The 25,412-nt window shown below is 68.1% G+C and carries 19 protein-coding genes; 3 read left to right on the forward strand and 16 right to left on the reverse strand.

All coding sequences use genetic code 11. From position 1 onward, the window contains the following. Nucleotides 1-118 precede the first annotated feature (118 nt). On the forward strand, nt 119-496 hold the full coding sequence (locus D3654_RS10885; protein WP_120521510.1) for an Hpt domain-containing protein: 378 nt from the start codon (nt 119-121) through the stop codon (nt 494-496). Nucleotides 497-504: 8 nt separating this feature from the next. Here the strand turns inward: D3654_RS10885 and D3654_RS10890 are convergent, their stop codons facing one another. Further along, the gene (locus D3654_RS10890) at nt 505-1,251 is read right to left on the reverse strand and encodes a response regulator transcription factor (RefSeq protein WP_205571785.1); all 747 of its coding nucleotides are present in this window, start codon (nt 1,249-1,251) and stop codon (nt 505-507) included. A gap of 171 nt (nt 1,252-1,422) precedes the next feature. Here D3654_RS10890 and D3654_RS10895 point away from each other — a divergent pair, with 171 nt between their 5' ends. After that, complete coding sequence (locus D3654_RS10895; protein ID WP_245413185.1) at nt 1,423-3,006, forward strand: PAS domain-containing sensor histidine kinase; 1,584 nt, start codon at nt 1,423-1,425, stop codon at nt 3,004-3,006. A gap of 31 nt (nt 3,007-3,037) precedes the next feature. On the opposite strand, the gene D3654_RS10900 is transcribed toward D3654_RS10895, so the two are convergent. The 5 genes from D3654_RS10900 to D3654_RS10920 all read right to left on the reverse strand — a co-directional run bounded on the left by D3654_RS10900 (nt 3,038) and on the right by D3654_RS10920 (nt 12,036). Continuing rightward, on the reverse strand, nt 3,038-3,277 hold the full coding sequence (locus D3654_RS10900; RefSeq protein WP_120521550.1) for a PLDc N-terminal domain-containing protein: 240 nt from the start codon (nt 3,275-3,277) through the stop codon (nt 3,038-3,040). 120 nt (nt 3,278-3,397) lie between these two features. Beyond that, nucleotides 3,398-4,639, reverse strand: coding sequence for an McrC family protein (locus tag D3654_RS10905; protein ID WP_245413181.1), 1,242 nt, complete (start codon nt 4,637-4,639; stop codon nt 3,398-3,400). Between the two features lie 40 nt (nt 4,640-4,679). Beyond that, nucleotides 4,680-6,911, reverse strand: coding sequence for an McrB family protein (locus D3654_RS10910; protein ID WP_120521512.1), 2,232 nt, complete (start codon nt 6,909-6,911; stop codon nt 4,680-4,682). Nucleotides 6,912-6,962: 51 nt separating this feature from the next. Beyond that, nucleotides 6,963-8,930 carry a DUF5107 domain-containing protein gene (locus tag D3654_RS10915; protein ID WP_120521513.1) on the reverse strand — a complete coding sequence of 656 codons (1,968 nt, stop codon included), beginning with the start codon at nt 8,928-8,930 and terminating at the stop codon, nt 6,963-6,965. Beyond that, entirely contained in the window at nt 8,923-12,036 is a 3,114-nt protein-coding gene (locus tag D3654_RS10920; RefSeq protein WP_120521514.1) for a glycoside hydrolase domain-containing protein, read from the reverse strand. Before D3654_RS10920 ends, D3654_RS10915 begins: the two co-directional genes overlap by 8 nt. A 184-nt stretch (nt 12,037-12,220) precedes the next feature. Here D3654_RS10920 and D3654_RS10925 point away from each other — a divergent pair, with 184 nt between their 5' ends. Then, nucleotides 12,221-12,712, forward strand: a complete 492-nt coding sequence (locus D3654_RS10925; protein ID WP_120521515.1) for a GNAT family N-acetyltransferase — start codon at nt 12,221-12,223, stop codon at nt 12,710-12,712. Between the two features lie 17 nt (nt 12,713-12,729). On the opposite strand, the gene D3654_RS10930 is transcribed toward D3654_RS10925, so the two are convergent. The 10 genes from D3654_RS10930 to D3654_RS10975 all read right to left on the reverse strand — a co-directional run bounded on the left by D3654_RS10930 (nt 12,730) and on the right by D3654_RS10975 (nt 25,294). Then, the gene (locus tag D3654_RS10930; RefSeq protein WP_120521516.1) at nt 12,730-13,500 is read right to left on the reverse strand and encodes a copper homeostasis protein CutC; all 771 of its coding nucleotides are present in this window, start codon (nt 13,498-13,500) and stop codon (nt 12,730-12,732) included. Between the two features lie 82 nt (nt 13,501-13,582). Beyond that, nucleotides 13,583-13,999 carry an acyl-CoA thioesterase gene (locus tag D3654_RS10935; protein ID WP_120521552.1) on the reverse strand — a complete coding sequence of 139 codons (417 nt, stop codon included), beginning with the start codon at nt 13,997-13,999 and terminating at the stop codon, nt 13,583-13,585. A gap of 74 nt (nt 14,000-14,073) precedes the next feature. After that, entirely contained in the window at nt 14,074-16,089 is a 2,016-nt protein-coding gene (locus D3654_RS10940) for an ABC transporter ATP-binding protein (RefSeq protein ID WP_120521517.1), read from the reverse strand. Continuing rightward, entirely contained in the window at nt 16,086-17,819 is a 1,734-nt protein-coding gene (locus D3654_RS10945; protein ID WP_120521518.1) for an ABC transporter ATP-binding protein, read from the reverse strand. The genes D3654_RS10940 and D3654_RS10945 overlap by 4 nt, the downstream gene beginning before the upstream one ends. A gap of 202 nt (nt 17,820-18,021) precedes the next feature. Then, on the reverse strand, nt 18,022-20,010 hold the full coding sequence (locus tag D3654_RS10950; RefSeq protein WP_120521553.1) for an MDR family MFS transporter: 1,989 nt from the start codon (nt 20,008-20,010) through the stop codon (nt 18,022-18,024). A 91-nt stretch (nt 20,011-20,101) separates the two neighbouring features. After that, nucleotides 20,102-20,635: a MarR family winged helix-turn-helix transcriptional regulator gene (locus D3654_RS10955; RefSeq protein ID WP_120521519.1), complete on the reverse strand. Its 534-nt coding sequence runs from the start codon at nt 20,633-20,635 to the stop codon at nt 20,102-20,104. Nucleotides 20,636-20,809: 174 nt separating this feature from the next. Then, nucleotides 20,810-22,510, reverse strand: a complete 1,701-nt coding sequence (locus D3654_RS10960) for a thiamine pyrophosphate-binding protein (RefSeq protein WP_120521520.1) — start codon at nt 22,508-22,510, stop codon at nt 20,810-20,812. Further along, nucleotides 22,507-23,547, reverse strand: coding sequence for an agmatinase (gene speB / locus D3654_RS10965; RefSeq protein WP_120521521.1), 1,041 nt, complete (start codon nt 23,545-23,547; stop codon nt 22,507-22,509). The genes D3654_RS10960 and speB overlap by 4 nt, the downstream gene beginning before the upstream one ends. A gap of 201 nt (nt 23,548-23,748) precedes the next feature. Continuing rightward, the gene (locus D3654_RS10970; RefSeq protein WP_120521522.1) at nt 23,749-24,480 is read right to left on the reverse strand and encodes a hypothetical protein; all 732 of its coding nucleotides are present in this window, start codon (nt 24,478-24,480) and stop codon (nt 23,749-23,751) included. Nucleotides 24,481-24,547: 67 nt separating this feature from the next. Next, nucleotides 24,548-25,294, reverse strand: a complete 747-nt coding sequence (locus D3654_RS10975) for a hypothetical protein (protein ID WP_120521523.1) — start codon at nt 25,292-25,294, stop codon at nt 24,548-24,550. Nucleotides 25,295-25,412 lie beyond the last annotated feature (118 nt).

The raw sequence follows: 25,412 nt of genomic DNA on the forward strand, positions 1-25,412 counted from the left end.
GGGCCGTGCGGCGCCCGCTCAAGATTTGCTCAAGCTTGCGTCGGCCCCCTGCTGCCCGGTTCCGAGCCGCCTTACTGTTGAGTCCTGATGTCGCCGCGTACGAGGCAGGAGGGAAACCATGACCGGGTGCGAAGGATGCCGTGGCGCGCTGGTGGACCCTGCCGTCCTGCATGGGCTCGACAGCGAACTCGGCGACGCGACCGTCACCAGCGCGTTCGTCCGCAAGTATGTGGCGATGCTGCCGTTGCGGCTCTCGCGGCTCCATCACGCCCTGGACGAGCGGAACCTGGACGACGCCGTGGACGCGGTGTTGAGCCTGAAGACCTCCAGCGACATGGTGGGCGCCGTCTGCCTGCGCCGCCTGGCCGCGGAACTGGAGGCCAGCATGAACCTCCTGCCTGACGGGAGCCATCTGGCGGACCTCGTCCCACAACTCAGCGAGATCGACCACCACGTCTCCGACACCATCCGCTGCCTCGAATCGCCGAGTCGCTGAAGATCCTGTCAGTTATCGCGGACCGCCGGGGCCAGCCGGTAGCCGATGCCCCGCACGGTTTCCAGCCAGCGAGGCGACAACTTGCTGTCGCCCAGCTTCTTGCGCAGGTTGCCCATGTGCACCTCGACGGAACGCTCGTCCGGGTCGCTGACGTAACTGCCGGCGTCGTACGGTTCATTGCGGAGGCGACGGGCGAGGTCCGTCTTGGACCGTACGGTCCGGCCGGTCTCCAGCAGCGCGAGCAGCAGCTCGAATTCGCTGCGGGTCAGCTGCAGCTCCGTGCCATCGAGCACGGCCGAGCGGGCTGCCGCGGACACCACCAGGCCGTTGTGGCGCAGGACCGCCGCGTCGTCGGCCTCCTTTGCGTTCCCAACGTTCGACGCCGAACGGGGCCGCCGCATCATGGCCTCCACCCGCGCGCGCAGCTCGCGGGGCCGGAAGGGCTTGGTCAGGTAATCGTCGGCGCCGGATTTCAGGCCCAGGAGGGTGTCGATCTCGTCGGTGCGGGCCGTCAGCATGACGATGTACGCGTCCGAGGATTCGCGGATGCGGCGGGCCACCTCGAAGCCGTCGATATCCGGCAGGCCGATGTCCAAGGTGATGATGTCGGGATCGAGGTCCCTCGCGGCGTCCAGGCCTGCGATTCCGGTGGCGGCAAGATGGACCCGAAAACCGGCTTGGGTCAGCACCGCCTCGACCAGCCCACGGATATCCTGGTCGTCCTCGATCACCAATCCAACGCGCGCATCACCCACGGCAGCCCCCAGCCACTCGATTACCCAGAAGTATAGCCGCCGATGGATAGGCTTGGGGCCATAAGCCGCCACCCAAAGCCGATCCCCGGAGGTCAGGTGACACGCCCGAACGTCGAAAGCGCCGAAAGGCCGCCGTTCTTCAAGCGCGCCTTCCATGAGCACACCTTGCGGATGCGGGTGGTACTCACCCAGATACCCCTCTCGGTCACGGCAGCTATCACGGCAGTACTGGTGCTGCTGTTCTTCCCGGACACGCTCGACAACCAGCTGTTCCGGACCTTCCTCATCAGCCAGGCCCTGCTCCTGGTGGCCTGCTTCGCGGTTCCCTGGCACCGGCTGCCGTTCCCGAGCTTCCTGGTGATCCCGCTCCTGGACATGGTCTCCATTACCTTTGGCCGCGAAGGCGGGCAGGAGGCACTCACCGGGCTCGGCGTGCTGGTGGTCCTTCCGGTGATCTGGCTGTGCGCCTCCGGCCTCTACCCGCGGATGGCGGTGGTGATGTGCTTCCTGGGTCCCCTCGGCGTGGTCTGGGGGCCGCTGCTCCTCCGGGGAGAGACCACGGCACAGGATCTCAGCCGCCCCTTCCTGTTTCCGATCCTGATGCTCGGCATCGGCGTCTCGGTCAGCGTGGTCACCACGAGCATGATGCGCCAACAGAAGACCCTCGAAGAAAAGGACGTGGCACTCAACGCCGCGTTCGAAGCCAGCCGCCACCACGAACGGCTCCTGGACACCGTCCTGGACGCCCTGCCCCTCGGCGTGGTTGCCGTCGACGGCGACGGGCACGACATCCTCATGAACCCCCGCCAGCGCCGCACCCACCGCCTGGCGACGCCCGCCGGCGTCGCCGACCCCAACGAGTCCCAGCTCCTGGTCTTCGGGGAAGACCGGACGACGCCGGTACCCGGCGACCAGCGACCGGTGCGGCGGGCGGTCCTCGGGGAGAAGTTCAGCGACCAACTGATCTGGATCGGCACCGGACCGGACCAGCGCGCCTTCAGTACCAGCGCCCGGCCGATGCGCGACGAGCAACAGAACTTCGCGGGCTCGGTCATCGTTTTCAGCGACGTCACGGAGCTGGTCAATGCCCTGGCCGCGAAGGACGATTTCGTGGCCAGCGTGTCCCATGAGTTCCGGACACCGCTCACGTCCATCCTGGGGTATCTGGACCTCGTGCTGGACGATGCAGACCTCGGTCCCGCCACCCGGGGGCAGCTCGACGTAGTGCAGCGCAACGCCCAGCGGATGCTGACCCTCGTCTCGGACCTGCTCGCGGTGCGCTCCGGCCACCTGGCCGTCCAGCCCGAGGCGCTGGACCTGGCCGAGCTGGTGCGCGGAAGCATCGATTCCGCCGGCCCCCGCGCGGCGCAGGCCGGAGTCCGCCTCTCCGTGAACGTCCCGGACACCCTCCAGGCCCGCGCGGACTCATCGCGGATTTCCCAGGTGTTGGACAACCTGATCTCCAACGCCATCAAGTACTCCCCCAACGGCGGCGAAGTCGAGGTGGCCGCGTGGCGGGAGGATGGCGAGGTGGTGTGCCGGGTCAGGGACAGCGGCATGGGCATGACGGTCGATGAACAGGACCAGGCCTTCGCCAGGTTCTTCCGGGCACACGGCGTCCGCAACAGCACCATCCCCGGCATCGGCCTCGGCCTGCCCATCACGAAGGCCATTGTCGAGGCCCACGGCGGCACCATCACCTTGGAAAGCGCGCCCGGGCAGGGCACCGCTTTCACCGTGCGGATGCCCGCCTAGCGACGCCTAGCGACGGTGACCCGGAGTCTCCTCAGGCCGAATGGGCTGCGGTACCCTTGCGCCGTCCGAAGAGGAAATACCCCACCGGGCCGAAGAAGTTGATGAAGCATGCGGCCCGCCAGAGGGCCTTGTTTCCACGGATCTGTGCCGCCGGGGTCTTTGAAATGCTGCGCTGTGCCGCAAGCATCAGCGCGAACTCCAGGACACCGGCCACGATGGCGACGCGGCGCTGCCCGGGAGTCATGTCTTTCCAGGACTTTTTCTTCCTCATGCCGCCCATCGTTGCCTCCATCCGCAGCGGTCTGCTCTCAGGCTAGACCTGTTGGCGCCGGCACGGAACAGCCCGCAACCATGCCGCAGCAGCCGCGCGGACGGGCCGCGGCGGCGGGCCTCATCCGCGGGCTTGGCGGACCACTTCTCCCCACGACTGCTGGGCCAGGTCCGCCACGGCGGCGAGGATTTCGGCGGGTGGCTTGGACAGGTCCAGCGGGTACTCCACCACGTCGATATCGGTATTGAGGATGCGCCGCAGCTTCATCTCGCCCCGCCCTGCGTAGACAAGCCAGGCCGTGGGGACCTGCAACGCCGTGCAGTACGCGAGCATCCGGTAGTGGTCGGCGTTCGGGGACGCACCGGTGTCCGGGCCGGCTGCGTAATTGGCACCGTAGACCACCACGGGGCGGCCACCCAGGAAATGCACGGCATCCGGGCGGACGGTGATCCGGTCCGAATCCCGCACCGCTTCGTTGAGCATGGCCCCGTACTGCATCCGGGTTTCGCCCGGGTGGACGCGCATCGCCTCGCGCAGCGCGACGCCCACGAATTCCTTGAACACGGTGGACATGTCCACCACGAAAGCGGCGCTGCGCTGCTTGCCGTCGCCCGCTTCGGCCGAGCAGTTGCGCAGGATCACCTCCGCCAGTCGCAAGGCGGCATGGAAGCGCAGGTTCATCCGGGTGGCCTGCCAGTGCGGCAGGGGCGCGCCGGGCACCAGGGGCGTGGCGCCGTCGAGCTTTCCGCCCAGGCGGCGGAGGCGGCTCAGCACCTCGGGACGGACGCTCGGGACCTGGCCCATCCGGGCCAGCGCGGCCTTCAGGATGCGGTTTTCGGCGATGTCCTCGCTGAACTCGTCGTAGGACACCTCCAGGGGCACCAGCAGGCCGGGCCGGCGGGCGATCTGCTCGGAGATCCGGATGCGTCCCTTGACGGTGCGCAGGGATTCCTCTACGGTCACGTAGCCCTGCATCGGGCCGCGAACGAGGGCGCGTTCGGCCAATTGGGCGAGCGATTCGGCCAGGGCGCTCCAGAGGTCCCGGTGCTCGATCGCGTCCACTGAGTCCTCGCGGAAGCCCTGGTCCCCTGCGTAGCTGAGCAGGAACAGCAGCCGCTGCAGGCCCAGCCGGTCCTTGGGCCGCACCTCGAACTGCACGGTGGGGGTGCGCACCGAGCCCACCTTGCCGGTCGGTTCGATGCGGTACAGTCCCATGCCCATCGGTGCGGCGTTGGCGAGCCCGCTCGAGTTGAGGAAGGCGGCCGTATCGGCGTCCAGCCGCTCGACGACGCCGCGGGACTGTTCGTCCAGCACGATGTGCCGCGCGCCGGGCGTGTGCCGGGGCCGGGGCGGGACCGCCACAGGGCGCCTGCCGGCGGAGTGCGGCTCAGCGGGGCGCTGCTCAGCGGGAGGCAAGGCGTCCCAGCAGCTGCTCCAGCCCGAATCGCTCTTCCACCTGTGCCCGGTTCAGCTGCCCGTGGTAGTGCTCCTCCAGCAGCGGCATAAGTTCGTATTTCCAGATCCGCCGCAGCCCGGCCGGGGTCTGCGCGGCGCCCTTCATGAAGTAGGACGGCCCGATCATGAGGTCCCGGTCCCAGTCGTCGATCGCCTCGTTGAGCGCGTCGAGCAGGTCGGCGTTCAAGGTGTCCAGGCCGCGGGCCTCGAGGAACCGCCGCAGGGTGCCGCGGATCGGCTCCACCTTCGGGTGCAGTTCCACGAACGCGAAACGGCGGCGGATCGCGGCGTCCATCATGGCAATGGACCGGTCAGCGGTGTTCATGGTGCCGATGATGTACAGGTTGTCCGGCAGGCTGAAGGGCTCGTTGGGGCTGTACTGCAGGTAGATCCGGTCGTCCCGGTATTCGAGCAGGAAGTACAGCTCGCCGAACACCTTGGCCAGGTTGGCCCGGTTCATTTCGTCGATGATCAGGAAGTACGGCTTGGCCGCGTTTTCCGGTTTGGCCGCTTCCTCCGCCAGGCGGCGCAGCGGCCCGGCCACGAGCTTGAAGGACACCTGGCCGTCGTCGGTCTTGTCCGGTCGGTAGCCCTCGAAGAAGTCCTCATAGGCGTATGACGGGTGGAACTGCACCAGCTTCACGCGCTCGTCGGTGCTGTCCCCGGCGAGCTCGGCGGCCAGGTGCTTGGCGAGGTAGGTCTTGCCGGTGCCGGGCGGGCCGTACAGGACCAGTTGCCGGTTGTCCTCCAGGAGCCCGGCGATTTCCTGCAGCGGCTCCAGGTCCATGTGCAGGGACGCGGCGAAGTCCTCGCTGAGCGGGCGGAAGCCTTCAAGGACGGGCTCGACGGCGGACTCGGGGGCGGCGGTGTCCTCGCCGTCGGATTCCGCTTCCGCGGGCAGCAGCGCCTGCAGCAGGCTCATCACCCGGGTGACGTCCACGACGATCCCGGGCGTGGAGAGCTGGCGCTGCACGTGCCGGGGCGCCTCGGCGATGGGGTGGCTTTCCTCGAACCAGCGCACTTTGCGGCGCAGCTGCCGCTTCCCGCCGTCGTGCTCGGCCTCGCCCAGCACCACGCCGATCCGCACCGATCCCGCGTGCTGGAACAAGGCCAGGTCGCCGGGCTTCATCACGGTCAGGTAGGCGAAGACGGCGGTCTTGATGTCCTCGCGTTCCACATAGCCCAGGTGCTTGCAGTCTTCGTCCACCACGCGCTGGACCAGCCCGGCGGCGACGCCTGGCTGCAGTTCGCGCAGGTGCTCGACGTCGAGGGTCGCCTTTTCCTCGTCCTGCCAGGCGGCGAGGAGCTCGGCGGAGTCGTGGTGGGTGCGCATCAGCCAGGCCCTGCGGCCCGGATCGCCCACCTTGCGCCACTGGCCCACGAGCTGACGGGAGTACCAGTCGGTGCGCTGCCCGGCCTGTTCGTCCAGGTGCAGGCGGATGCGGTGGATGTCCGCGGTGATGTCCTCTTCGCTGTCCCCCTTGGCCCCGCCCACCAGGGAGGCGAAGGCGTCCCGGATTTCCCGGCGCTCCACATCGGCCACCACGGGTTCGAAATAGCCCGGCCATGCCAAATACTCGATGCTGCGGCGGATGGCGGGCTGGTCGCCGGGGGTTCCGGCTGCAAGCTCATGGAACGCCAGAGGGTCGGCGAGCGCTGTGGCAACCACCGCCGTCGGCTGCTTGTCCACCTGCGCCACGAAGCGGCACAGCCAGCCGAGCTGGTCCCAGATGGTCCAGTTGAATTCCGCGGTGCGGTCCCGGATGACGCCGTGGTCGGTCATGTCGCGGTAGAGCTCGTCCGGCAGCTGCAGGGCCGGTTCCAGCCAGGACGCGGCCTCGGCCACGCGGGCGCGCTTGACCTTCAGGGACTTGACCTCGTGCGCCAGCGGGAGGGACTGCAGGAACAGCAGTTCGACGGCGAGGAGCTTGGCCTCGCGGCTGGCCCCCTCCAGGTTGCGGCGCAGGTTGGTCATCATGGGCGCCTTGCTGTCCTCGACGCCGCGTTCCAGGCGTCCGAGCAATTCCGTGGCGGCCTCGGTGGTCCAGGTGTGGGTGCGCCCGTCGAGCGCGGAATGCTTGCCCTGCAGGGCAGGCCCGAGCACGAACCACGCGGCGTCTTCGATTTCCTTGGAGATTCCGGACGCACGGGAGACGGTGGCGTTGCTGGCGGGAGTCACCTAGCAAACTTACATGGTTTGGCCGGGCATTTCACCGCCCCGCCTGCCGGGCTAGTGCATGCTGAAGCGGTATTTCCGGGGAACCTCCTCCCCCGGACACAGCTGCAGCCAAAGCTCGGAAATCGCGTTGTCGCCCTCGAGCAGGTCCGGGATTTCCACCCCTTCCTTCAAGATCGCGGCGGCGTCGTCCGTCCTGCCGCTGCCGGCCATGGCGCGGGCGGTGAGGAAGCGGTTGCGACCGGCCGCGGTGGCCCCGCTGGGTGCCTGTTCCGCCAGCAGGAGCGCGGCCCGGGGTTCCCCGTGGGCCAAGTGCAGGGTCATGGCCTCGGCCAACAGCTTCCCGGATGCCGGGTCCGCGGCGCAGGCTGCGCGGAGTTCGGCGAGGCCGGCGTCGACGCGGGCCGTGGCGAGCAGGAGCAGGCCCAGGCCGCGGTGGGCCAGCGCGTGCCCGGGATCGATGACCACGGCCTGGACGTACAGTCTTTCGGCCGGCACGAGGTCCTGCCGGGCGTGCTTCAGGGTTGCCTCGTGGAAGCGGGCCTCGGCCCCCGCCGCCCCTTCAAGCAGTCGTTCCCAGGCCGGCCCGGCCACGAAGCTTCCGGACGCGGGGAACACGAAGGGGCTGTCGGCGTCGGGAACTGGCTGCCGGAGCAGCTCCAGCCAGGGCGCCTGGTCTGCGGTGAGGGTGTCCGCGGCGAAGGGCGTGCCGCCGCTGTCCAACGGTTGCGCGCCGGAGGCCCGGCGGAGTTCTTCGTCGAGGGCACCCCAGCCGGTGCCGGCCAACAGCATGTCCTGCGGGGCGGTGTCGGCCAGGGGCGCCGCGTAGGCGAGCGCCGCGTCGAGGGCCTGCTGGTCCGCGAGCCCGGCGAGCCTGGACTGCGCGTGGTCGACGGCCGCGTCCCAGCCGCCGTGGGCGGCCTCGGGGTCGAGTCCGGCGTTTCCGTAGGCTTCCACCCAGCTCCACTCGGCGCCGCCGGGCATGGGCAGGTGCTCGAACTGGGTTTGTGCCAGCCCGGCCTGGATTTCCGCGTAGCCTACCCCCGCACCCGGGCTCAGCCATTCCTGCCAGTTGTGCCCGCCGTCGCCCTGGCCCCAGACGAACAGCTTCTTGCCGCGCAGCCGGGACGTGGACAGCATGGCCAGCCCGTCGCCGTCGGCGTCCACCGCGGCGATCCAGTGCCGGTGTCCTTCGGGGATGTCGAAGAAGTAGTCCGCGGCGTGGGCATTGCGCACCGGCCACGTGGCGTCCGTGCCTTCGTGGTCGGTGGGAGTGACCCGTTGGATGTCGGTTTCGTAGTCGCTGCCGAACGCCGTGTGGGCCGGGGCGATCACGCGGGTGTCCGGGGTTTCCGGCACGGCGGCGTTGCTCCACCAGTACATGGGCACCTCGTCCGGGTCCGGGTTGCGGAGCCTGACGGCTGAAAACAGCACCCGTGAGTCCGCCGGGAGCCAGAGGTCCACCTGGACTACCACGCCGCGGAGCCGCTCGAACTCCCACATCCGCAGGAGCTGTTGACCGTCCGGGGCCGTCAGCAGGGCGGTGTGCCAGGGAATGCAGGAGGTGGGGGTGTGGCCGCGGGTGCCGATGTTCCACTCGAGACCGCCCGCGAACCACGCGTTGCGCAGCGCGAAGTTGGCGAACTGGATGGTGCGGGGGCTGTGCAGGAGTTGCTTGCCGGTGGCTTTGTCCAGCAGTTCCCAGATCCGGCCGCCGAGGCCCGGCAGGACGGTCGCCTTGAGGTGCCGGTTTTCGAGCACGACGGCGGGAAGCTCACGTGCCTGCCGCTCCCGCGAGTAGCCGTCCTGGATGGTGTACGGGTAGATGTTGGGCGGGTAGCCGTAGGCGGACCTGGCCTTCAGCTCGTCCGGCACCCCGATGCCCACGCGGTAGGGGGTGTGGATGCCGGCCGCGACCGGGGGCAGCGGGCTCTCCGGACCAAGATCGGCGACGTCGAGGGTGACGGTGCCGAAAGTGATGTTGCCGGCGGTGAGGGAGGCCGGAGTTGCCGGGTCAGTCATGTGCGTATCCGATCGTGAGCAGGAGTCCGCGGCCGGGGGCGATGCGGATGGCTTGGCCGGGGGTGTACTCGGCGGCCGCCTGGAAGCCCGCGATCGCAGGGGCGTGAAACGGGAACGACACCGTTCCGCCGTCGTGTGTTCCGCCGAACTCCAGGGTCACGTCCACAGTCTCCTCGGCCCAGGAGGCGAGCGCCACCACCATGCCGCCGTCGCCGGACCACGTGGTGGCGAGGACCCGCGGATGGCTGGTGCGGACCGTGGCGTCCGGGTCCCAGAACCCGGTCATGCGGGCGCGTTCCAGGCCCTGGTCCTGCCACAACTGCCAGAGGGGACGGTTGTCGACGGCGGGTGCGCGGCCGGTCATGCCGAACACCATGCCGCGCCAGGGGTTGCCGCCACCTTCGAGCATTTCGCCCATGAGCCCGAACGGGATGCCGGAGAGCTCCACGAGCCAGTACTCCGGGGAGGTGGTGTGGTAGTCGAAGTACTCGCCGAACCAGAGCCGGTCCACGTAGGGCAGCTGTTCCATGTAGAGGTTCGCGGAGGACGCGAAGCCGTCCTTGGCCGTGAACTGGTTGGCCGAATGCAGGTCAATCTCGGGGCCCGGGCTTGGACTCGGGCAATGGCGTTCGAGGACTTGGCGTTCGAGGACCTTGCGCACCCGCAGCATGGTGTGCCGGTCGTAGGCGATGTCGTCCAGGTAGATGCCATCCACGCCGGTGGTCTTCGCCAGTTCGGCCAGGCTCCGGACGTAGAAGTTCTCCCAGCGGGACTCCCCGGTGGTCACCACGGCGATGTCCTCGACGTCGGGGGCGAACCAGGCGGACACGTAGCCGCTCCCGGCGTGTTCCTGGAGCCAGGGGTGGCCCTCCCCCGGCCCGTCGCTGAAGACCTCGTGCCCCAGGGACATCAGCGGCAGCAGCTCCGGGCTGTGGAAGGTCAGCTCCCGCACCGTGTTGTAGACCTTGGCGCGCAGTCCCCGGGCGTGCGCCTCCCGGACGTAGCCGGCCAGGGTGCCGGCGCTGAGCAAGGGATCGTTGATGTACGGGGCCGGGGCGGTGGCGTGGTGGATGTTGACCACGGTGGCCCCTGATTCGGCGATCTCCCGGGGGTCGGCCGGAGCGTGGAAGTACCTGCGGGAGAAGTGCATGCCGGGGTCGATCGGCTTGAACGGAGTGAGGAGCAGCCGGAAGTCGAAGTCCAGGGTGTCGCCCGGAGCGAGGGTGCGGGCGCCGCTGAAGGCGGTCAACTGCACCGTGTTGGACTCGGAAACCGTGTTGGACTCGGAAACCGTGTTGGACTCGGAAACCGTGCCGTCCGACGCTGTCCCCAGCCTGACGCCGCCCCGCACCTGCCCGTCCACCCGGTTGGCCCACGACACCGGTTCCCGCAGTGGCTTCTCCTTGTAGAAGTTGGTGTTGAGGGGCCGTTCGTAGCCGGCATCGCGCCAGGACAGCTGGACGCCGGCATTCACCCCGCCGAGCCACAGCGCGTCCTGGTTTCTGTCGGCCACGTCCCAGCGCCAGTCGAGCAAGTCCGGGCGCCGGCCGCCCGGCACGCCGAGCCCCATGGCGAGCGGCACGGCGGGCTCGACGAACTTGGCGGCCAGCCCGACGTCGTCGAGCACCACCGCCCGGCTGACACCGTTCCGCAGCCGGAGCGCAAAGCTGCACGCGCCGTCCGCTTCAAGCTCCCCGCGGAGCTCCATTGCCAGGCCCGTCCCGATGCTGCGCCAGCGGCTGGTCCAGGACACCTTGCCCGGACCGTGGACGGTGAACCCAGGCGGCGTGAACTCCCAGCCGCGGTGCTGCGCGGCGGACACGTCCAGCCGCATGGCCGTGGCGAGCAGTTCGACGGCAGGTCCGTCCGTTCCGGTCATGGCCGGCGTGAAGGTGGAGCCCAGTTGCTCGGGCAGCCCGGACGGGGCGAGCCGCAGCGTCCGGCCGAGGATGCCGAGGGTGCGGGTGCCGGCGTCGAGGGTGATAGCGGTGAACGGCGCCACGAGGCCGTGGTCCTGGGCGAGGGCCGAATCCAGCCAGGCGAGCCGGCGCAGGTACCGCGGATCGCCGAAGCCGCCCGCCAGGATGTCCGGCTCCGCGGATTCCAATGGCAGCACGTCCAGTGTGACGGCGACGGTCTTCGGCACGGTTCCTTCCGCGGCCACCGTGATGGCTGCCGTGATCGTGCTCCCCGCCGCTTCCTGCGGAACGGGCAGCACCACGTAGAGCGCCTGGACCGAGCCGGCCGCCACGGACAGCCGCTTTGCCAGGGGCCGGCCGAGGCGGTCGGTGCCTTCTGTGTTCAAGCAACGGCCGCCGTCGGGTCCGTCCACCCGGGCTGTCACGCCGTCGAGCCCTTCAACGGCATGCAATCCGAGCTGCACCACGTAATCCTCGCCGGGCTGGGCGGTGGCGCGGAAGGTGTCCGCGGGCCCGTCGATGGCCCAGTGCGCCGGGAGCAGCTCCCGCATGGACACGGGGTTCAGCCGGTCCTCGGGAAAAAGCAGGAACGCTTCCCCGCGGTGCGTGGCGTAGAGGGCGTGGAGCTCGGACTCCGTGGCGGTGAAGTTCATCGGGGCGAAGGAGTCACGCTCGCTCGCGGCCTCGTAGCGCAGGACCGTCGCCTCCGGCAGCCCGGCGGCGACCCCGCCGGACTTCCCGGCAGCCTTCCCGACTGCGGCCGCCCACCCGGGTGCCGCCGTCGGCCGCCGCGGCAGGTACCGTGCCTGCGGATAGTGGGCCGCGCCGAGCATCGCGTAGGGCAGGTAGTAGACGAAGTAGCTGCCGGGCCCGTCCACGGCTTCGAAGACGAGCTCGCCGGATTCCCGGGCGGCATTTCGGACCACCACGTTGCGCACCCGCCGGCCGCTGCCGGCCGAGACCACGATGATGTCCACCGCCGCGGGGTCCGGATCCTGCCGCCGCCACGGCAGGACCACCAGGAACGCAGGCGGCGCGGGGTGGACTGCCGACGGGACCTCCACCACGAAACGGTGGTTGCCGTAAAGCAGCTTGTCCCAATCCCCGACGCCGCAGGGAAGGTCCGGGTGGCCGGTGTGGAGGTCTGCTTTTGCGGGTTGCTGTGCTGTTTGGCGCAGGGGCGTCACTGGGGCTCCTGGGGGGCTTTCCGGTTGGGTTCCACCATCGGTGGTGAATCCTTCAATCATTGACGCCGTACATGGCCCTGTAAAGGAGGATTGCGAACCGTACTCACTGGGATTTCCCCGGCCTGCGCATTGACAGGAGCAACTGTTTACACGCCTGACATCAGCGCCCGGTAGATTGTGCGCCATGATCGACATCGGCCTCGACAGTCCCGCACAGGAGGACGTCCGCCTGCTGCTGGAGGAGCACCTCGCGGACATGTATGCCGCCTCGCCCGCCGAAAGCGTGCACGCCCTCGACCACGCCGGACTTTCCCGGCCGGAGATCACGTTCTGGACCGCGCGCGAGAACGGGTCGCTGCTGGCCTGCGGTGCGTTGAAGGAATTCCCCATCGGGGCGGACGGCGCCAAGGAGGGGGAGCTGAAGTCGATGCGCACCACGCATGCGGCGCGGGGCCGCGGCATCGCCGGCCTTCTGCTGGCCGCCATCGTGTGCGAGGCGCGCGGCCGCGGGCTGTCGCGGCTGTGCCTCGAAACAGGCTCCGAGGACTACTTCGCCGCCGCACGCCGGCTCTACGTCCGCCATGGCTTCACCGAGTGCCCGCCGTTCGCCGACTACGTCCCGGACCCCAACAGCGTGTTCATGAGCCTGGAACTGATACCCGTCGACCTCCCGTAGTAGCGCAGCAGACGCTGCTACCCGGCGTCGACCGCGGCCCTGGCGGCGGCGACGATCTTCCGGTCGGTGACCATGTACGACGCCGGCCCCCCGCCCGCGCTTCCGGTACCCGACGCGGACACAATCCGCTTGGCCGAGAGGTGGACGGCGTCGAGCCCCGCCCGCCGCATCTCCGCGATGTCCGCGATGGCCAGCCCGCCGCCGGCCATCACCTGGAGCCGCCCTTCCGCGGCTTCCACCATCCGCGACAGCACCGGCAGGCCAGCGCCCGCGGTCGCCGCTCCCCCTGAGCTCAGAACGCGGGTGAAGCCGAGTTCCACGAGCTGCCCGACGGCGGCAGCCGGGTCCGGCGTTTCGTCCACCGCGCGGTGGAAGACCAGTTCGGCGTCCTCGTTTGCCTCCCGGGCCACGTCGGCGAGGCGGCGGACGGCGTCCACGTCCAGTCCGTTGCGGGCATCGAGCGCGCCGAGCACCACACCATGGGCGCCCTGGCCCAGCAGCGCGCGGATCTCCTTGGCCATGGTGGCCAGCTCATCCTCGGAGTAGCGGAAGTCGCCGGGGCGGCAGCGGATCAGCGGGTGGATTTCCAAGACCGCGCCAGCCGCAGCCACGCCGGCCGCGGCCGCACGAGCCACGCCGGCCGTGGCGTCGAGGCAGGATTCCATGAGGCCCTGGCTGGGGGTCAGCCCGCCAAGCTCCAGGGCGCTGCACAGCTCGATCCGGTCCGCTCCTTCAACGGCTGCGACAACAGCGCCCTGGACGCCCACCACGGCGATCTCAAGTTTCATGCTGAAACTCTACGGCCATGCGGGCGCCCGGGACGCTGCAGGGTGTCCGGGCTGATTGGGCAGGCCCCGGTCAGGTAACTGCTCAGGCCCGGTAGGGCTCCAGGCGTTCCTTTTGTTCCGGGGTGAGCCGGCGGACCCGGCCCGTTGCTTCATCCACGAAGGCCAAGTGGGTGCTGGCCTTCACGCACTCCTCGCCTGTCACGGGATCCTTGATGACGTAGTGGAGGTCGAAGCTGGCCCCCTTGACGGCGCCCACCCAGATCTCGACCTCCGCCGGGATGTTGCGGTAGTCGAGGGTGCGGGCGTAGCGGACCCTGTGCTCCACCACGAGCGTCATAATGCCGTCCTCGACGTCGTTGAAGATCGCCACAGGCGGCTCAACGCCGGGCAGCCCGGCGCCCCGGGGCGGCCCGAACGCCGCGATGCGGGCTTCTTCGAGCATCCGGACGATCTGGACGTTGTTGATGTGGCCGTAGGCGTCCATGTCGCCCCAGCGCATCGGCACGGTGACCGTGATGCGCCGGGGCGCTGTGGACTCTTCCGCGGATGCTGCTTGCAAGGTGTCCGGCGCGCTCAGCTGTGCACCGCCGTCGTGTCATCCACCGGGACTTCCCCGGCGTCTTCACCGGCGAACTGGGACATGTACAGGCGGTAGTAAGCGCCCTGCATGGCCAGTAGTTCGCTGTGCCGGCCCTGTTCCACGATGCTGCCATTCTCCATCACCAGGATGGTATCGGCGTCGCGGATGGTGGAGAGCCGGTGCGCGATCACGAAGCTGGTGCGGTCCGTGCGCAGGGCTGCCATGGCCTTCTGCAGCAGCAGTTCGGTGCGGGTGTCCACCGAACTGGTGGCTTCGTCAAGGATCAGCAGCGACGGATCGGAGACGAACGCCCGGGCGATGGTGATGAGCTGTTTCTCACCGGCGCTGACGTTGGTGCCTTCCTCGTCGATGACTGTCTGGTAGCCGTCCGGCAGGGCCCGCACGAAGCGGTCCACGTAGGTGGCCTTGGCCGCCTCCATGATCTGCTCTTCGGTGGCGTCCAGCTTGCCGTACTTGATGTTGTCGTAGATGGTCCCGCCGAACAGCCAGGCATCCTGCAGCACCATGCCCACCTTGGACCGCAGCTCGGAGCGGCCCAGCTCCTTGATGTCCACGCCGTCCAAGGTGATCCGGCCGCCGTTGAGCTCGTAGAAGCGCATCACCAGGTTCACCAGGGTGGTCTTGCCGGCACCTGTCGGGCCGACGATCGCCACCGTGTGCCCCGGTTCGGCGCTGAAGGACAGGTCCTCGATGAGCGGCTTGTCCGCCACATAGCTGAAGGACACGTTCTCGAACTCCACGTGCCCGTCCGTGCGCGCCGGCAGGTGCTTGGCGGCATCCTCGGGAACCTGCTCGTCCGCGTCCAGGAATTCGAACACACGCTCGGCCGAGGCCACGCCGGACTGCAGCATGTTGGCCATGCCGGCGATCTGGCCCAGCGGCTGGGTGAACTCACGGGAGTACTGGATGAACGCCGTCGCGTCGCCCAGGCTCATGGAGCCGGAGGCCACCCGCAGGCCACCGACGACGGCGATGCCCACGTACGCGAGATAGGAGATGAAGTTCATGGCCGGGAAGATGATGCCGGAGACGAACTGCGCCCCGAAGGACGCCTTGTACAGGGCCTCGTTGCGTTCGTCGAAGCGCACCAGCATGTCCGCGTCACGGCCGAAGACCTTAACCAGCTCGTGGCCGGAGAATGACTCCTCGATCTGCCCGTTGAGCGCACCGGTGTTCTTCCACTGCGCGGCGAACAGCTTCTGGCTGCGCGAACCGATCACGCCCGCCACGATGCCGGACAGGGGCAGGGCGATCAGGGCGATCAGCGCCAGTTCCCAGGACACGATGAACATCATGACCACGATGCCGAGCACCGTCAGCACCGAGCTGACCAGCTGCGCGAAGGCCTGCTGCAGGCCCTGCTGGACGTTGTCGACGTCGTTGGTCACGCGGGAGAGGATGTCTCCGCGCTGCCGGGTGTCGAAGTAGTTCAGCGGCAGGCGGTTGAGCTTGGCCTGGACGTCGTCGCGGAGGCGGTTGATGACCTTCATGACGATCCGGTTCAGGACGTAGCCCTGGGCCCACAGGAAGATGTTGGCCACGAAGTACATCAGGAGCACGATCGAAATCAGGAACGTCAGCCGCGGGAAGTCGATCCCATCCGTCAGCTGGAGCTTGGACAGCATGTCCGCATAGTTGTCCTGCCCCTGCTGGCGGAGCATTTCGGTGAATTGTTCCTGGCTGACGCCCTCGGGCAGCCGTTTGCCCATGTAGCCGCCGAAGATGACGTCCATGGCGCCGCCGAGGACCTTCGGGGCGATGACATTGAGCACCACGGACACCACCACGAGGCCGATCACGAAGATCACGCCGGCGCCTTCGGGTTTGAGCAGGCCCATGAGGCGCTTCGCGGAGGGCCAGAAGGCCTTGGCCTTCTTGGCGGGCATGTCGCCGAACATGCCGCCGTCGGCCTCCGTGGGCGTGTACTCGGGTTCCTCGAAGTCGTCGTCGTCCACGGCGGCCGCGGACGGGTTCTTTGCTTCGCTCATGCCACTTCCTCCGCGCTCAGCTGGGATTCGACGATTTCCTGGTACGTGGGTGAGGTTTCCAGGAGTTCTTCATGGGTGCCGCGGTCAACGATCCGGCCGTTGTCCAGCACCAGGATCTGGTCCGCGTCGGCGATCGTGGAGACACGCTGGGCGACGATGATCACCGTGGCGTCCCGGGTCTTCTCCTTGAGTGCGCGCCGGAGCCGTGCGTCCGTGGCGACGTCCAGGGCGGAGAAGGAGTCATCGAAGAGGTACACCTTGGGCTGGGTGACCAAGGCGCGGGCGATGCACAGGCGCTGGCGCTGGCCGCCGGAGACGTTGGTGCCGCCTTGGGCGATCCGCCGGTTGAGCCCGGCGCTCTTTTCCTGGACGAAGTCCTTGGCCTGGGCGGTTTCCAGCGCGGCCCAGAGTTCGTCCTCGGTGGCCTCGGTCTTGCCGAAGCGCAGGTTGTGCTCGATGGTGCCGGAGAAGAGGTAGGGCTTCTGCGGCACGGAAGCCACCCGGCTGGTGATTTCGTCGCGGTCCAGTTCGGTGACGGGGACGCCGTCGAGCAATACGTCACCGGAGGCGACGTCGTAGAGCCGCGGCAGCAGGGACACCAGGGTGGTTTTGCCGGACCCCGTGGAGCCGATGATCGCGAGGGTCTGGCCGGGTTCGGCCGAGAAAGAGATGTTGCTCAGCACCGGTTCTTCGGCGCCGGGGTACTTGAAGGTGACGTCGCGGAACTCCACGCGGCCCTTCTTTTCGGCGGGGGTCACCGGGGCGGCGGGGTTGTGGATGGAGGGTTCGACGTCGAGCACCTCGCCGATGCGGTCCGCGCATACCGAGGCACGCGGGATCATCATGGCCATGAAGGTGCCCATCATGACGGCGATCAGGATCTGCAGCAGGTACTGCAGGAAGGCTGTCAGGGCGCCGACTTCCATAGCCCCGGAGTCCACCCGTTCCCCGCCGAACCAGAGCACGGCGGCCGTGGACAGGTGCAGGATCATGCCGATGGCGGGGAACATCAGGACGAACAGGTTGCCGATCTTGACCGAGACCTCGGTGAGGTCCTTGTTCGCTGCCCCGAAGCGCTTGACCTCGTAGGGTTCGCGGACGAAGGCGCGGACCACGCGGATGCCGATGATCTGTTCGCGCAGCACGCCGTTGATGGCGTCGATCTTCTTCTGCATGGACCGGAAGAGCGGCATCAGGCGCACCACGAGGTAGCCCACCACGGCCACTAGCACCGGCACGGACACCCAGACCAGCCAGGACAGGCTGAGGTCTTCCTGTAGCGCCATGATGATGCCGCCCACGCACATGATAGGCGTGGAGACCATGAAGTTCAGGCCCATGAGCATGAGCATCTGGACCTGCTGGACGTCGTTGGTGCCCCGGGTGATCAGGGTCGGCGCGCCGAAGGCGTTGACGTCCTTGGCGGAGAAGCTGCTGACTTTACGGAAGACTTCGCGGCGCAGGTCGCGGCCCATGGACATGGCCACGCGCGAGCCGAAATAGACACCGGCAACGGCCGTGATGACCTGGCCGAAGGCGACGGCGAGCATGAGGGCCCCGGTCTGCCAGATGTAGTCGGTGTCGCCCTTGGAAACTCCCTCATCAATGATTTTGGCGTTGAGGCTGGGGAGGTACAGGGTCGCAATGGTGGACGCCAGCTGGAATAGGATGACGGCCAGGATTTGCGGCAAATACGGCTTGGAGTAGCGCCGTATCAGGGTGAGAAGCATGCCCACGGATCCTTAAATAGAAGAGCGCGAATGAGTAAGGAGATTAGTAGCAGCAGGCGCTGACAGTATTAGCCTTCCAACTGTACGAAATCCGTTGCCTCGGCGCAACAATTCCGGGCAAAGATCATCCCTGCGGCGTACCGGACGCCGCAGGGATGCTCCATATGGTTCAGTTTCGGGCCGGAGTCCGGGCGGAAAGCCGTCAGCCGGCGTGCCGGCCGTGCTCCTTGGTGGGCTTCGCCGGAGCGGCCGCGTCGCCGGCCACCAGCAGCAGGGCCGCGCCCTCGAGTCGGCGGCGTTCGCGCTTGAGTTCCTTGCGCAGCGCCGCGAGCCCGGCAGCCGTCCTGGACTGCTCCGCCGCGGTGGCCCGCTGCTCGGCCAGCCCCAGCTGCAGATTGCGCTGCGCCTCGTTGAGGCCCGCGAGCTGTTCGGCGAGCAACTGCTGGGTGTGCGCCAGTTGCTCGTGGACCTGCTGCAGGCCGGCGACGGCGGCAAGCCGGCCGCCGCCGGGGCGTGCGGGACGTTCTTCGGTCAGGATCCGGGCGAACTCAAGATCGAGGTCCTCACCGGCAACTGCGGCGTCCGGCACCCGAAGCGGGCGTCCGCCGTCGTGCATTTCGGAAGGCCCGGCGTCGGGCGCAGACTGTTCCACACCGGAAACCGGCAGTTCCTTTTCCGGCGTCGCTCTTTCCGGTGCCGCATCAACGGTCCGGCGCAGCGGGACTTCCTTGATAAACAGCACGGCAAGGAATGCGACCACCGAAATTGCCGCGGCAATCAGGAAAATCAGGGCTGTTGCGTCGCCATATGCGGCGCGCATGATTTCCCGGATGGGCTCAGGCAGGTCCACGAGGTCCATGCTGGCGCCTCCCGAACTGCCGGTCACCGGGATGTGGGCGGCCGCCAGTCCCTCGGCGGCGAGGTCCTTGACGTGGTTGCTCATGACGGCGCCGAGCACCGAAACACCGATGGCGCCGCCCACGGACCGGAAGAACGCCACGGAGGCGCTGGCCGAGCCGATGTCCTGGGCGCGGACCGTGTTCTGCACGGCGAGTACCAGGTTCTGCATCAGCAGGCCGAGGCCCAGGCCGAAGATTGCGGTGTAGATGGATGTGATCCACAGTTCGGTGGTGTGGTCGATGGTGCCGGCCAGGGCCAGGCCGCCGATAAGCAGCACCGAACCGCCCAGCAGGAAGCCCTTCCACTTGCCGTGGCGGCTGATCAGCTGCCCGGACACCACCGAGCCCACCAGGTTGCCGGCGATCATCGGCAGGGTCAGCAGGCCGGCCTCGGTGGGCGTGGCGCCGCGGGCCACCTGGAAGTACTGGCCCAGGAACGTGGACGAGCTGAACATGGCCACACCCACGGCCACGGAGGCGATGATGGACAGCGCTGTGGTGCGCTCACGGATGATCTTGAGCGGGATGATCGGCTGCTCCACCTTGGATTCCACCAGCACCAAGAGGGCCAGGAGCAGCACCCCGCCGCCCACCATTGCCGCGGACTGCCAGGAGATCCAGTCGTAGTAGTCGGGGTTGCCGGCGAAGGAGACCCAGATCAGCAGCAGGCTGACGCCCGCGGTGAGCAGGATGGAGCCGAGCCAGTCGATCCTGGCCGGGCGCTTGATGTGCTGGATCTTCAGGGTCGCCTGGAGCAGGATGAGCGCGACGACGGCGAGCGGCACGCAGACGAAGAAGGTCCAGCGCCAGCCCAGCGGGCTGTCCACGATGAATCCGCCCAGCAGCGGACCGCCCGCGGTTCCCACCGCCATGACGGCGCCCATGTAGCCGGAGTACTTGCCGCGGTCCCGCGGCGGGATCATGGTGCCGATGATGGCCTGGGCCAGGGCCGTGAGACCGCCGAGGGCCACGCCCTGGACGACGCGGGCGGCCAGCAGCAGCGGAATGGTTTCGGAGAAGCCGGCCAGCACGGAGCCGGCCACGAAGATGACGATGCTCAGCTGGACCAGGAGCTTCTTGTCGAAGAGGTCGGCGAGCTTGCCCCAGATGGGCGTGGTGGCGGCGTTGGCCAGGAGGGCCGCGGTGATCACCCAGGCGAAGTCGGTCTGGGTGCCGTGCAGTTCGGACATGATGGTCGGCAGTGCGTTCGCCACTATGGTGCTGCTCAGGATGGCCGTGAAGAACGCGGCGAGGAGGCCCGTCAAGGCTTCCATGATCTGGCGGTGGGTCATCGGCGCGGTGTTCGCAGGTGCGGCGTTCACGGGTGCGGGGCCGCTTGCGGCCGGTGCCTGTCCCCCGGCGGTGCGGGCCGCCGTCGGGCTTTCAAGCGTTTGCTTTGCCAAGGCTCGTTGCCTCCTCTGTGGTGTCGATCAGTGTGGGAGAACCGGCCGCCTTTGCCCGGAAGGAATGTTGGTCCCGGATGGACCGGGTGAGTGAGTCCGTCAGCTTTTCGATGACGCGGCCCGCTTCGAGCGCGTCTTCCTCACTCCATTCGGCGAGGTAGTCGCGGAGCCTCGCGCTGCGGTGGTCTTCGAATTCATGGAGCTGGGCGATGCCTTCCTCGGAGAGGGCCACCAGCTGCGCGCGGCCGTCAGCCGGGTCCGGACGCCGGACCACCAGTCCGAGCTCCTCGAGTTCGGCGATATGCCGGCTGAGAACCGGCGGGCTGACGCCGAGCCGCGACGCAAGGTGTGTGGCCCGGGACTCCCCTTCCCCGATGAAGCGCAGCACGCCCTGGAGGGCGAAACCAACCTTGGCCTCGCGGGCCACGCTGGTGCTGACGATGCACCGCAGCACGCGCTGGAGGTCGAAGATCCGGTGGACGAGCTCTGTCGCAGTGCCGGAAGCGACGGACATGGGATCACCTCAATTGTTTGCCTAAAGCAACCATAGACCTAAAAGGTTGCTTTGGGAAACTAACTGCGGCGAAGGTCACTTAAATGCCAAGCGCGAACGTACATTTGGGGCCCCAAATCCGGCGGAAATGGGGCCCCAAGTGTACGTTCGCGCTAAGGGCGGGAGGTGAAGAGGTCAGTCGAGGTGGGTCGGGGCGAACATCTTCAGCAGGGTTTCAACCACGACGACGTTCGGGCCGTCCGCGGCGAAGCCCGCCTTGAGCGCCTCCCCCACGTTTTCCGGGGCCACCCGGCGGGCCGGCACACCGAACGATTCGGCAAGCTTCACGAAGTCGGGCCGCGCCAGTTCGGTGGCCGTGGCCTTGCCGAAGGCGCCCACCATGTATTCGCGCAGGATGCCGTAGCCGCCGTCGTCCACGATCAGCCAGGTGACCGGGATGTTGTGCTGCTTGGCCGTAGCGAGCTCCGAGATGGAGTACATCGAAGAGCCGTCACCGGACACCGCCAGCACCCGGGCCGGCTTGCCCGTGGTTTCCAGGCCCACCGCACCGCCGATCGCTGCCGGGAACCCGTAGCCAAGGCCGCCGGCGCCCTGGGCCGAGTGGAACTGGCCCTGCCGGGCATCCCAGCAGCTCCAGCCCCAGTACGCGGAGATAGTCATGTCCCAGAAGGTCTGCATGCCGTCCGGAACCGCCTCCCGGATGTCTGCCATGAACTTCAGTTCCTTGGCCAGGTCCTGCGATTCGAGGCGCGCCTTGACCTTCGCCAAGGACTCCTTCACAAGTTCCTCCGGGCTGGTGCCGTGCCAGGAACGGACCGCGGCGCCCGCCGCACCGGCCTCAGACAGCGCTTCGTCCAGGGCGGCGAGGGCCTGCCCGGCGTCGGCACGGATGCCCAGGCCGGGACGGTTGGATTCGAGGACCCGGGGCTCGGCATCAATCTGGATGATCCGGCCGCGCGGCTCGAAGGTGAAGTAGTTCGAGGTGACCTCACCGAGGGAGGAGCCGATGACCACCAGCACGTCGGCGTCCTCGAGGAGGTCCGTCATGTACCGGTCCTCGATCCAGGACTGCAGGGACAGCTCGTGGTTCCAAGGGAACGCTCCGTTGCCGCCCGGGGTGCAGATCACCGGCGCACGCAGCTGTTCGGCGATCGAGAGCAGGGACTTCTCGGCCCGGCCGCGCCGGGTGCCGCCGCCGGCGATGATCGCCGGACGCTCCGCCGTCGAGAGCCACTTCACGGCCTCCCGCACCAGCTCAACTCGGGGCGGGTTGTCCGCCGCCTCGGCCAGGGCGTCCTCCACCGGCGGGACCATGATCGGATCCAACAGGACGTTCTGCGGAATCTCGATCCACACCGGACCCTGCGGCGAGGAGATCGCCTCGGTCCAGGCGTCCTGGATGGCCGAGGGAATGCCGGAGGCGTGCTGGATGAGGCGCTGGCTCTTGGTGACGTTGGCCGCGGAGGCCTTCTGGTCGTCGAGCTGGTGCAGCATGCCCTTGCGCCGCGCGCCCAGGCCTTCCAGCGGGATCTGGCTGGCCACGACCACCATCGGCACGCCGGTGGCATAGGCCTCCTGCAGGCCGGCCAGGGATGTCAGCGCGCCGGGGCCGGTGGACAGGAACAGCACGCCCACCTCGCCGGTGGCGCGGGAGTAGCCGTCCGCAGCGAAGGCCGAGTTGTTCTCCACCCGGGAGGACACGAACTGCAGGTTTCCGCGGCCCATGGCATCGAACAGGCCCAGGGCGTGCTGGCCCGGGATGCCGAAGACGGTTTTCGCACCGAGTGCCTCGAGGGTCTCGACGACGAGGTCCCCGCCATTGCGCTGCCCGGTCCCCTTGGTGGGGGCTGCCGTTCCGGGATCGAAGTCGATCATCGGGCGCCTGCCGACTGCGTACCGAGGGCCTGCTGCGCGTAGCCGGTCGCGGCGCCGTGGCGGTTGCCCTCTACGGCGTTGTCGGCCAGGAGCGTGACGAGTTCGTAGGCCACGTGGCTGGCGGCGACACCGGTGATCTCGGCGTGGTCGTAGGCCGGGGCAACTTCCACGACGTCGGCGCCCACGAGGTTCATGCCGCGGAAGCCGCGGATGATCTCGAGCAGTTCGCGGCTGGTGATGCCGCCGGCTTCCGGCGTGCCGGTGCCCGGCGCATGGGCGGGGTCCAGGACGTCGATGTCCACGGAGATGTACAGTGGGCGGTTGCCGATGCGGTCGCGGATCTTCTCCACGGTTTCCAGCACGCCCTGGTAGTAGACATCGGCGGAGGTGACGATGCCGAAGCCGAAGCGGTGGTCGTCGTCGAGGTCCTTCTTGCCATACAGCGGGCCGCGGGTGCCGACGTGGCTGATGGCCTCGGTATCGAGGATGCCTTCCTCGACGGCGCGGCGGAACGGGGTGCCGTGGGTGTACTCGGCGCCGAAGTAGGTGTCCCAGGTGTCCAGGTGGGCGTCGAAGTGCAGCATGGCGACGGGTTCGCCGGCGCGTTCGGCGGCGGCGCGCAGGAGGGGCAGGGCGATGGTGTGGTCGCCGCCGAGGGTCACAAGCTTGCTGCCGTTGGCGGTCAGGTCCAGCGCGTTCTGCTGGATGGTCTCAATCGCCTCGTTGATGTTGAAGGGGTTCACGGCCATGTCGCCGGCGTCGGCCACCTGGACGTTCTCGAAGGGGCTGACGTCCCAGGCCGGGTTGTAGGGACGCAGGAGGCGGCTGGCCTCGCGGATGTGGTTCGCGCCGAAGCGGGCACCCGGGCGGTAGGAAACGCCGGAGTCGAACGGCACGCCCACCACGGTAACGCCGGCCTTGGCCACCTGGTCCAGGCGCGGGAGGCGTGCGTAGGTGGCGGCACCGGCGTAGCGCGGGATGCGGGATGAATCAATGGGGCCAAGGTTTCCGTTGGCTTCGATGCGGAGCTCTTCCACAGCGGCCTCTCTCCTTCGAGATCGAGTCAGGGTGTGACAGCCATCATACACACAAAGTTGCCTAATATGCATCACCTGTTTACAGAAATTCCGCCGCCCCGGAAGCCGCCCACGAAGACGTCCCCGGAAGCAGGCAAACAGCCCGACGACGGCCGGCCAGCTGGGGCGGCTGGCCGCCGTCGGGCGTTATGGATCAGCAACTCAGGACGCGGTAAGGCTCAACAGCACCGCCTTGAACTGTCGGCCTTCCGCAGATGACCACCAGGCCTTGGCCCCGGCAACACTGCCGCACTTTTCGACCTCCGAAGCCAGTTCAAAGCCGATGAAGTACGGCATGGACTGGTCCTCGGGCATCGGCGACGGCACCGGCGTCGGGCCTTCCACGGGCAGGCCCCGCAACTGGCCCGGGCCGTCGCTCGGGACCTCCTGGAGCACCGAGGCAGTGCACACAGCCCCCGGCCCTCCCGTACTCTGCGGCTCCTCAACGTAGAAGGCGTACTTCATCGGAGGGTTCCAGTCCCCCGACGCGAGCCCGGGAAGTGCGCCCGACTCGATCACGGTCCGCTGTACGGGCCAGGCGTAGTCGTACGTGCTGGAGTTGATGCTCACCGCCAGCACCGGTTCCCCTGCCGCATCGGTGAACGCGGCGGTTTCCGCGGTGACCGTACCGAAGGGGAAGGTGTTCGTCTTCACAGTCCACTCCTTCGGATAACGCAGCGAAAGTTCTTGGGTGGTGAAGGAGAATGCTTTGGTCTCCGGGGTGGGTGCCGCCGTCACGCTCGGCGTCGGTGCGGGGGTTTCGCTGACCGTTCCGATGACCGGACTGCCCGACGGCGCCGTGCCGGGTGCCGCTTGCGGCATCCCGCAGGCGGCGAGGACTGTGGCGAGCATGAGTCCTGCTCCCGCGGCGGCCAGGCGAAGTGGTGCGTTCATGGCGTTTCCTTTCTTGCGGGTCCGCCGGCGGGGCCGTCAAGCGACGGCCCCGCCCGCGGAACCGGTCTTACTTGTAGCTGACGCTCATCAACATGGACTTGAACTGCGCGTATTCGGCAGTGGCCATCCAAGCCCGGGCTTCGGCGTCGTTGGCGAGCTTTCCGGAGTCGATATAGACCCGGAAGACCCCCACGCCGTTGGGCAGGAGCACCTGCGGCATTCCGCCGCTGATGCTGCCGGAGACGGCTTCCGAGGCCTTGCCGATGGTCATGAAGTAGTGGTCGTTGACATCCCCGTAGCTGTCCTTGAAGAAGGCGAAGGTGGGATCGTCCTCTGAGACTGCGAGGCCCGGCACCAGCGCCGAGTCAAGGACCGTGCGGTCCACGGGTCCTGCCGCGCCGTCGCCGTAGAAGCCGCTGACCATGACGGCGATCGGCTTGCCCTTGCTCATGATGTTGGCTTCGACGCACTCCGCCGGGCCTCCAGGAATCGTGGGGCATTCCGCCGTACGTACGGACCAGCCGGCCGGGTGCTGGAAGGAAATGTGGCCGTCCGGGAATGTGAAGGTCTTGACGGGCTTGGGCTTGGCGGCGTCCGCAGGATTCGCCGACGCCGCCAAGGCGACGGCTTCCACGGTGGTGCGGTCCGCCGTCGGGCCCGCCTGCGTGGAACCCGCCGCTGCGGGCACGGTCGACGGCGCCGGGGCACACGCGGCAACCGAGGCGCCGAGCGCGAAGGCGAGGGCGGCCGCCGCGGCGGTCTTGCCGAGGACAGTCTTGCCGCCGGTGGTCTTTCCAAAAGCTGCTGAATGCATTGTCTTTCCCCATTCGTGAACGAAGTTGCTGGTAGTGCAAGGCGCCCCGACGAGGTCCGTTCCGTCCGGTTCGAAGTGCCCTGTCACCCCGTAAGTTTCCCGCCGCCGCCGTTTACTT

It is taken from the genome of Arthrobacter celericrescens, assembly GCF_003614925.1.
In the GTDB taxonomy this organism is placed as follows: Bacteria; Actinomycetota; Actinomycetes; order Actinomycetales; family Micrococcaceae; genus Arthrobacter; species Arthrobacter celericrescens.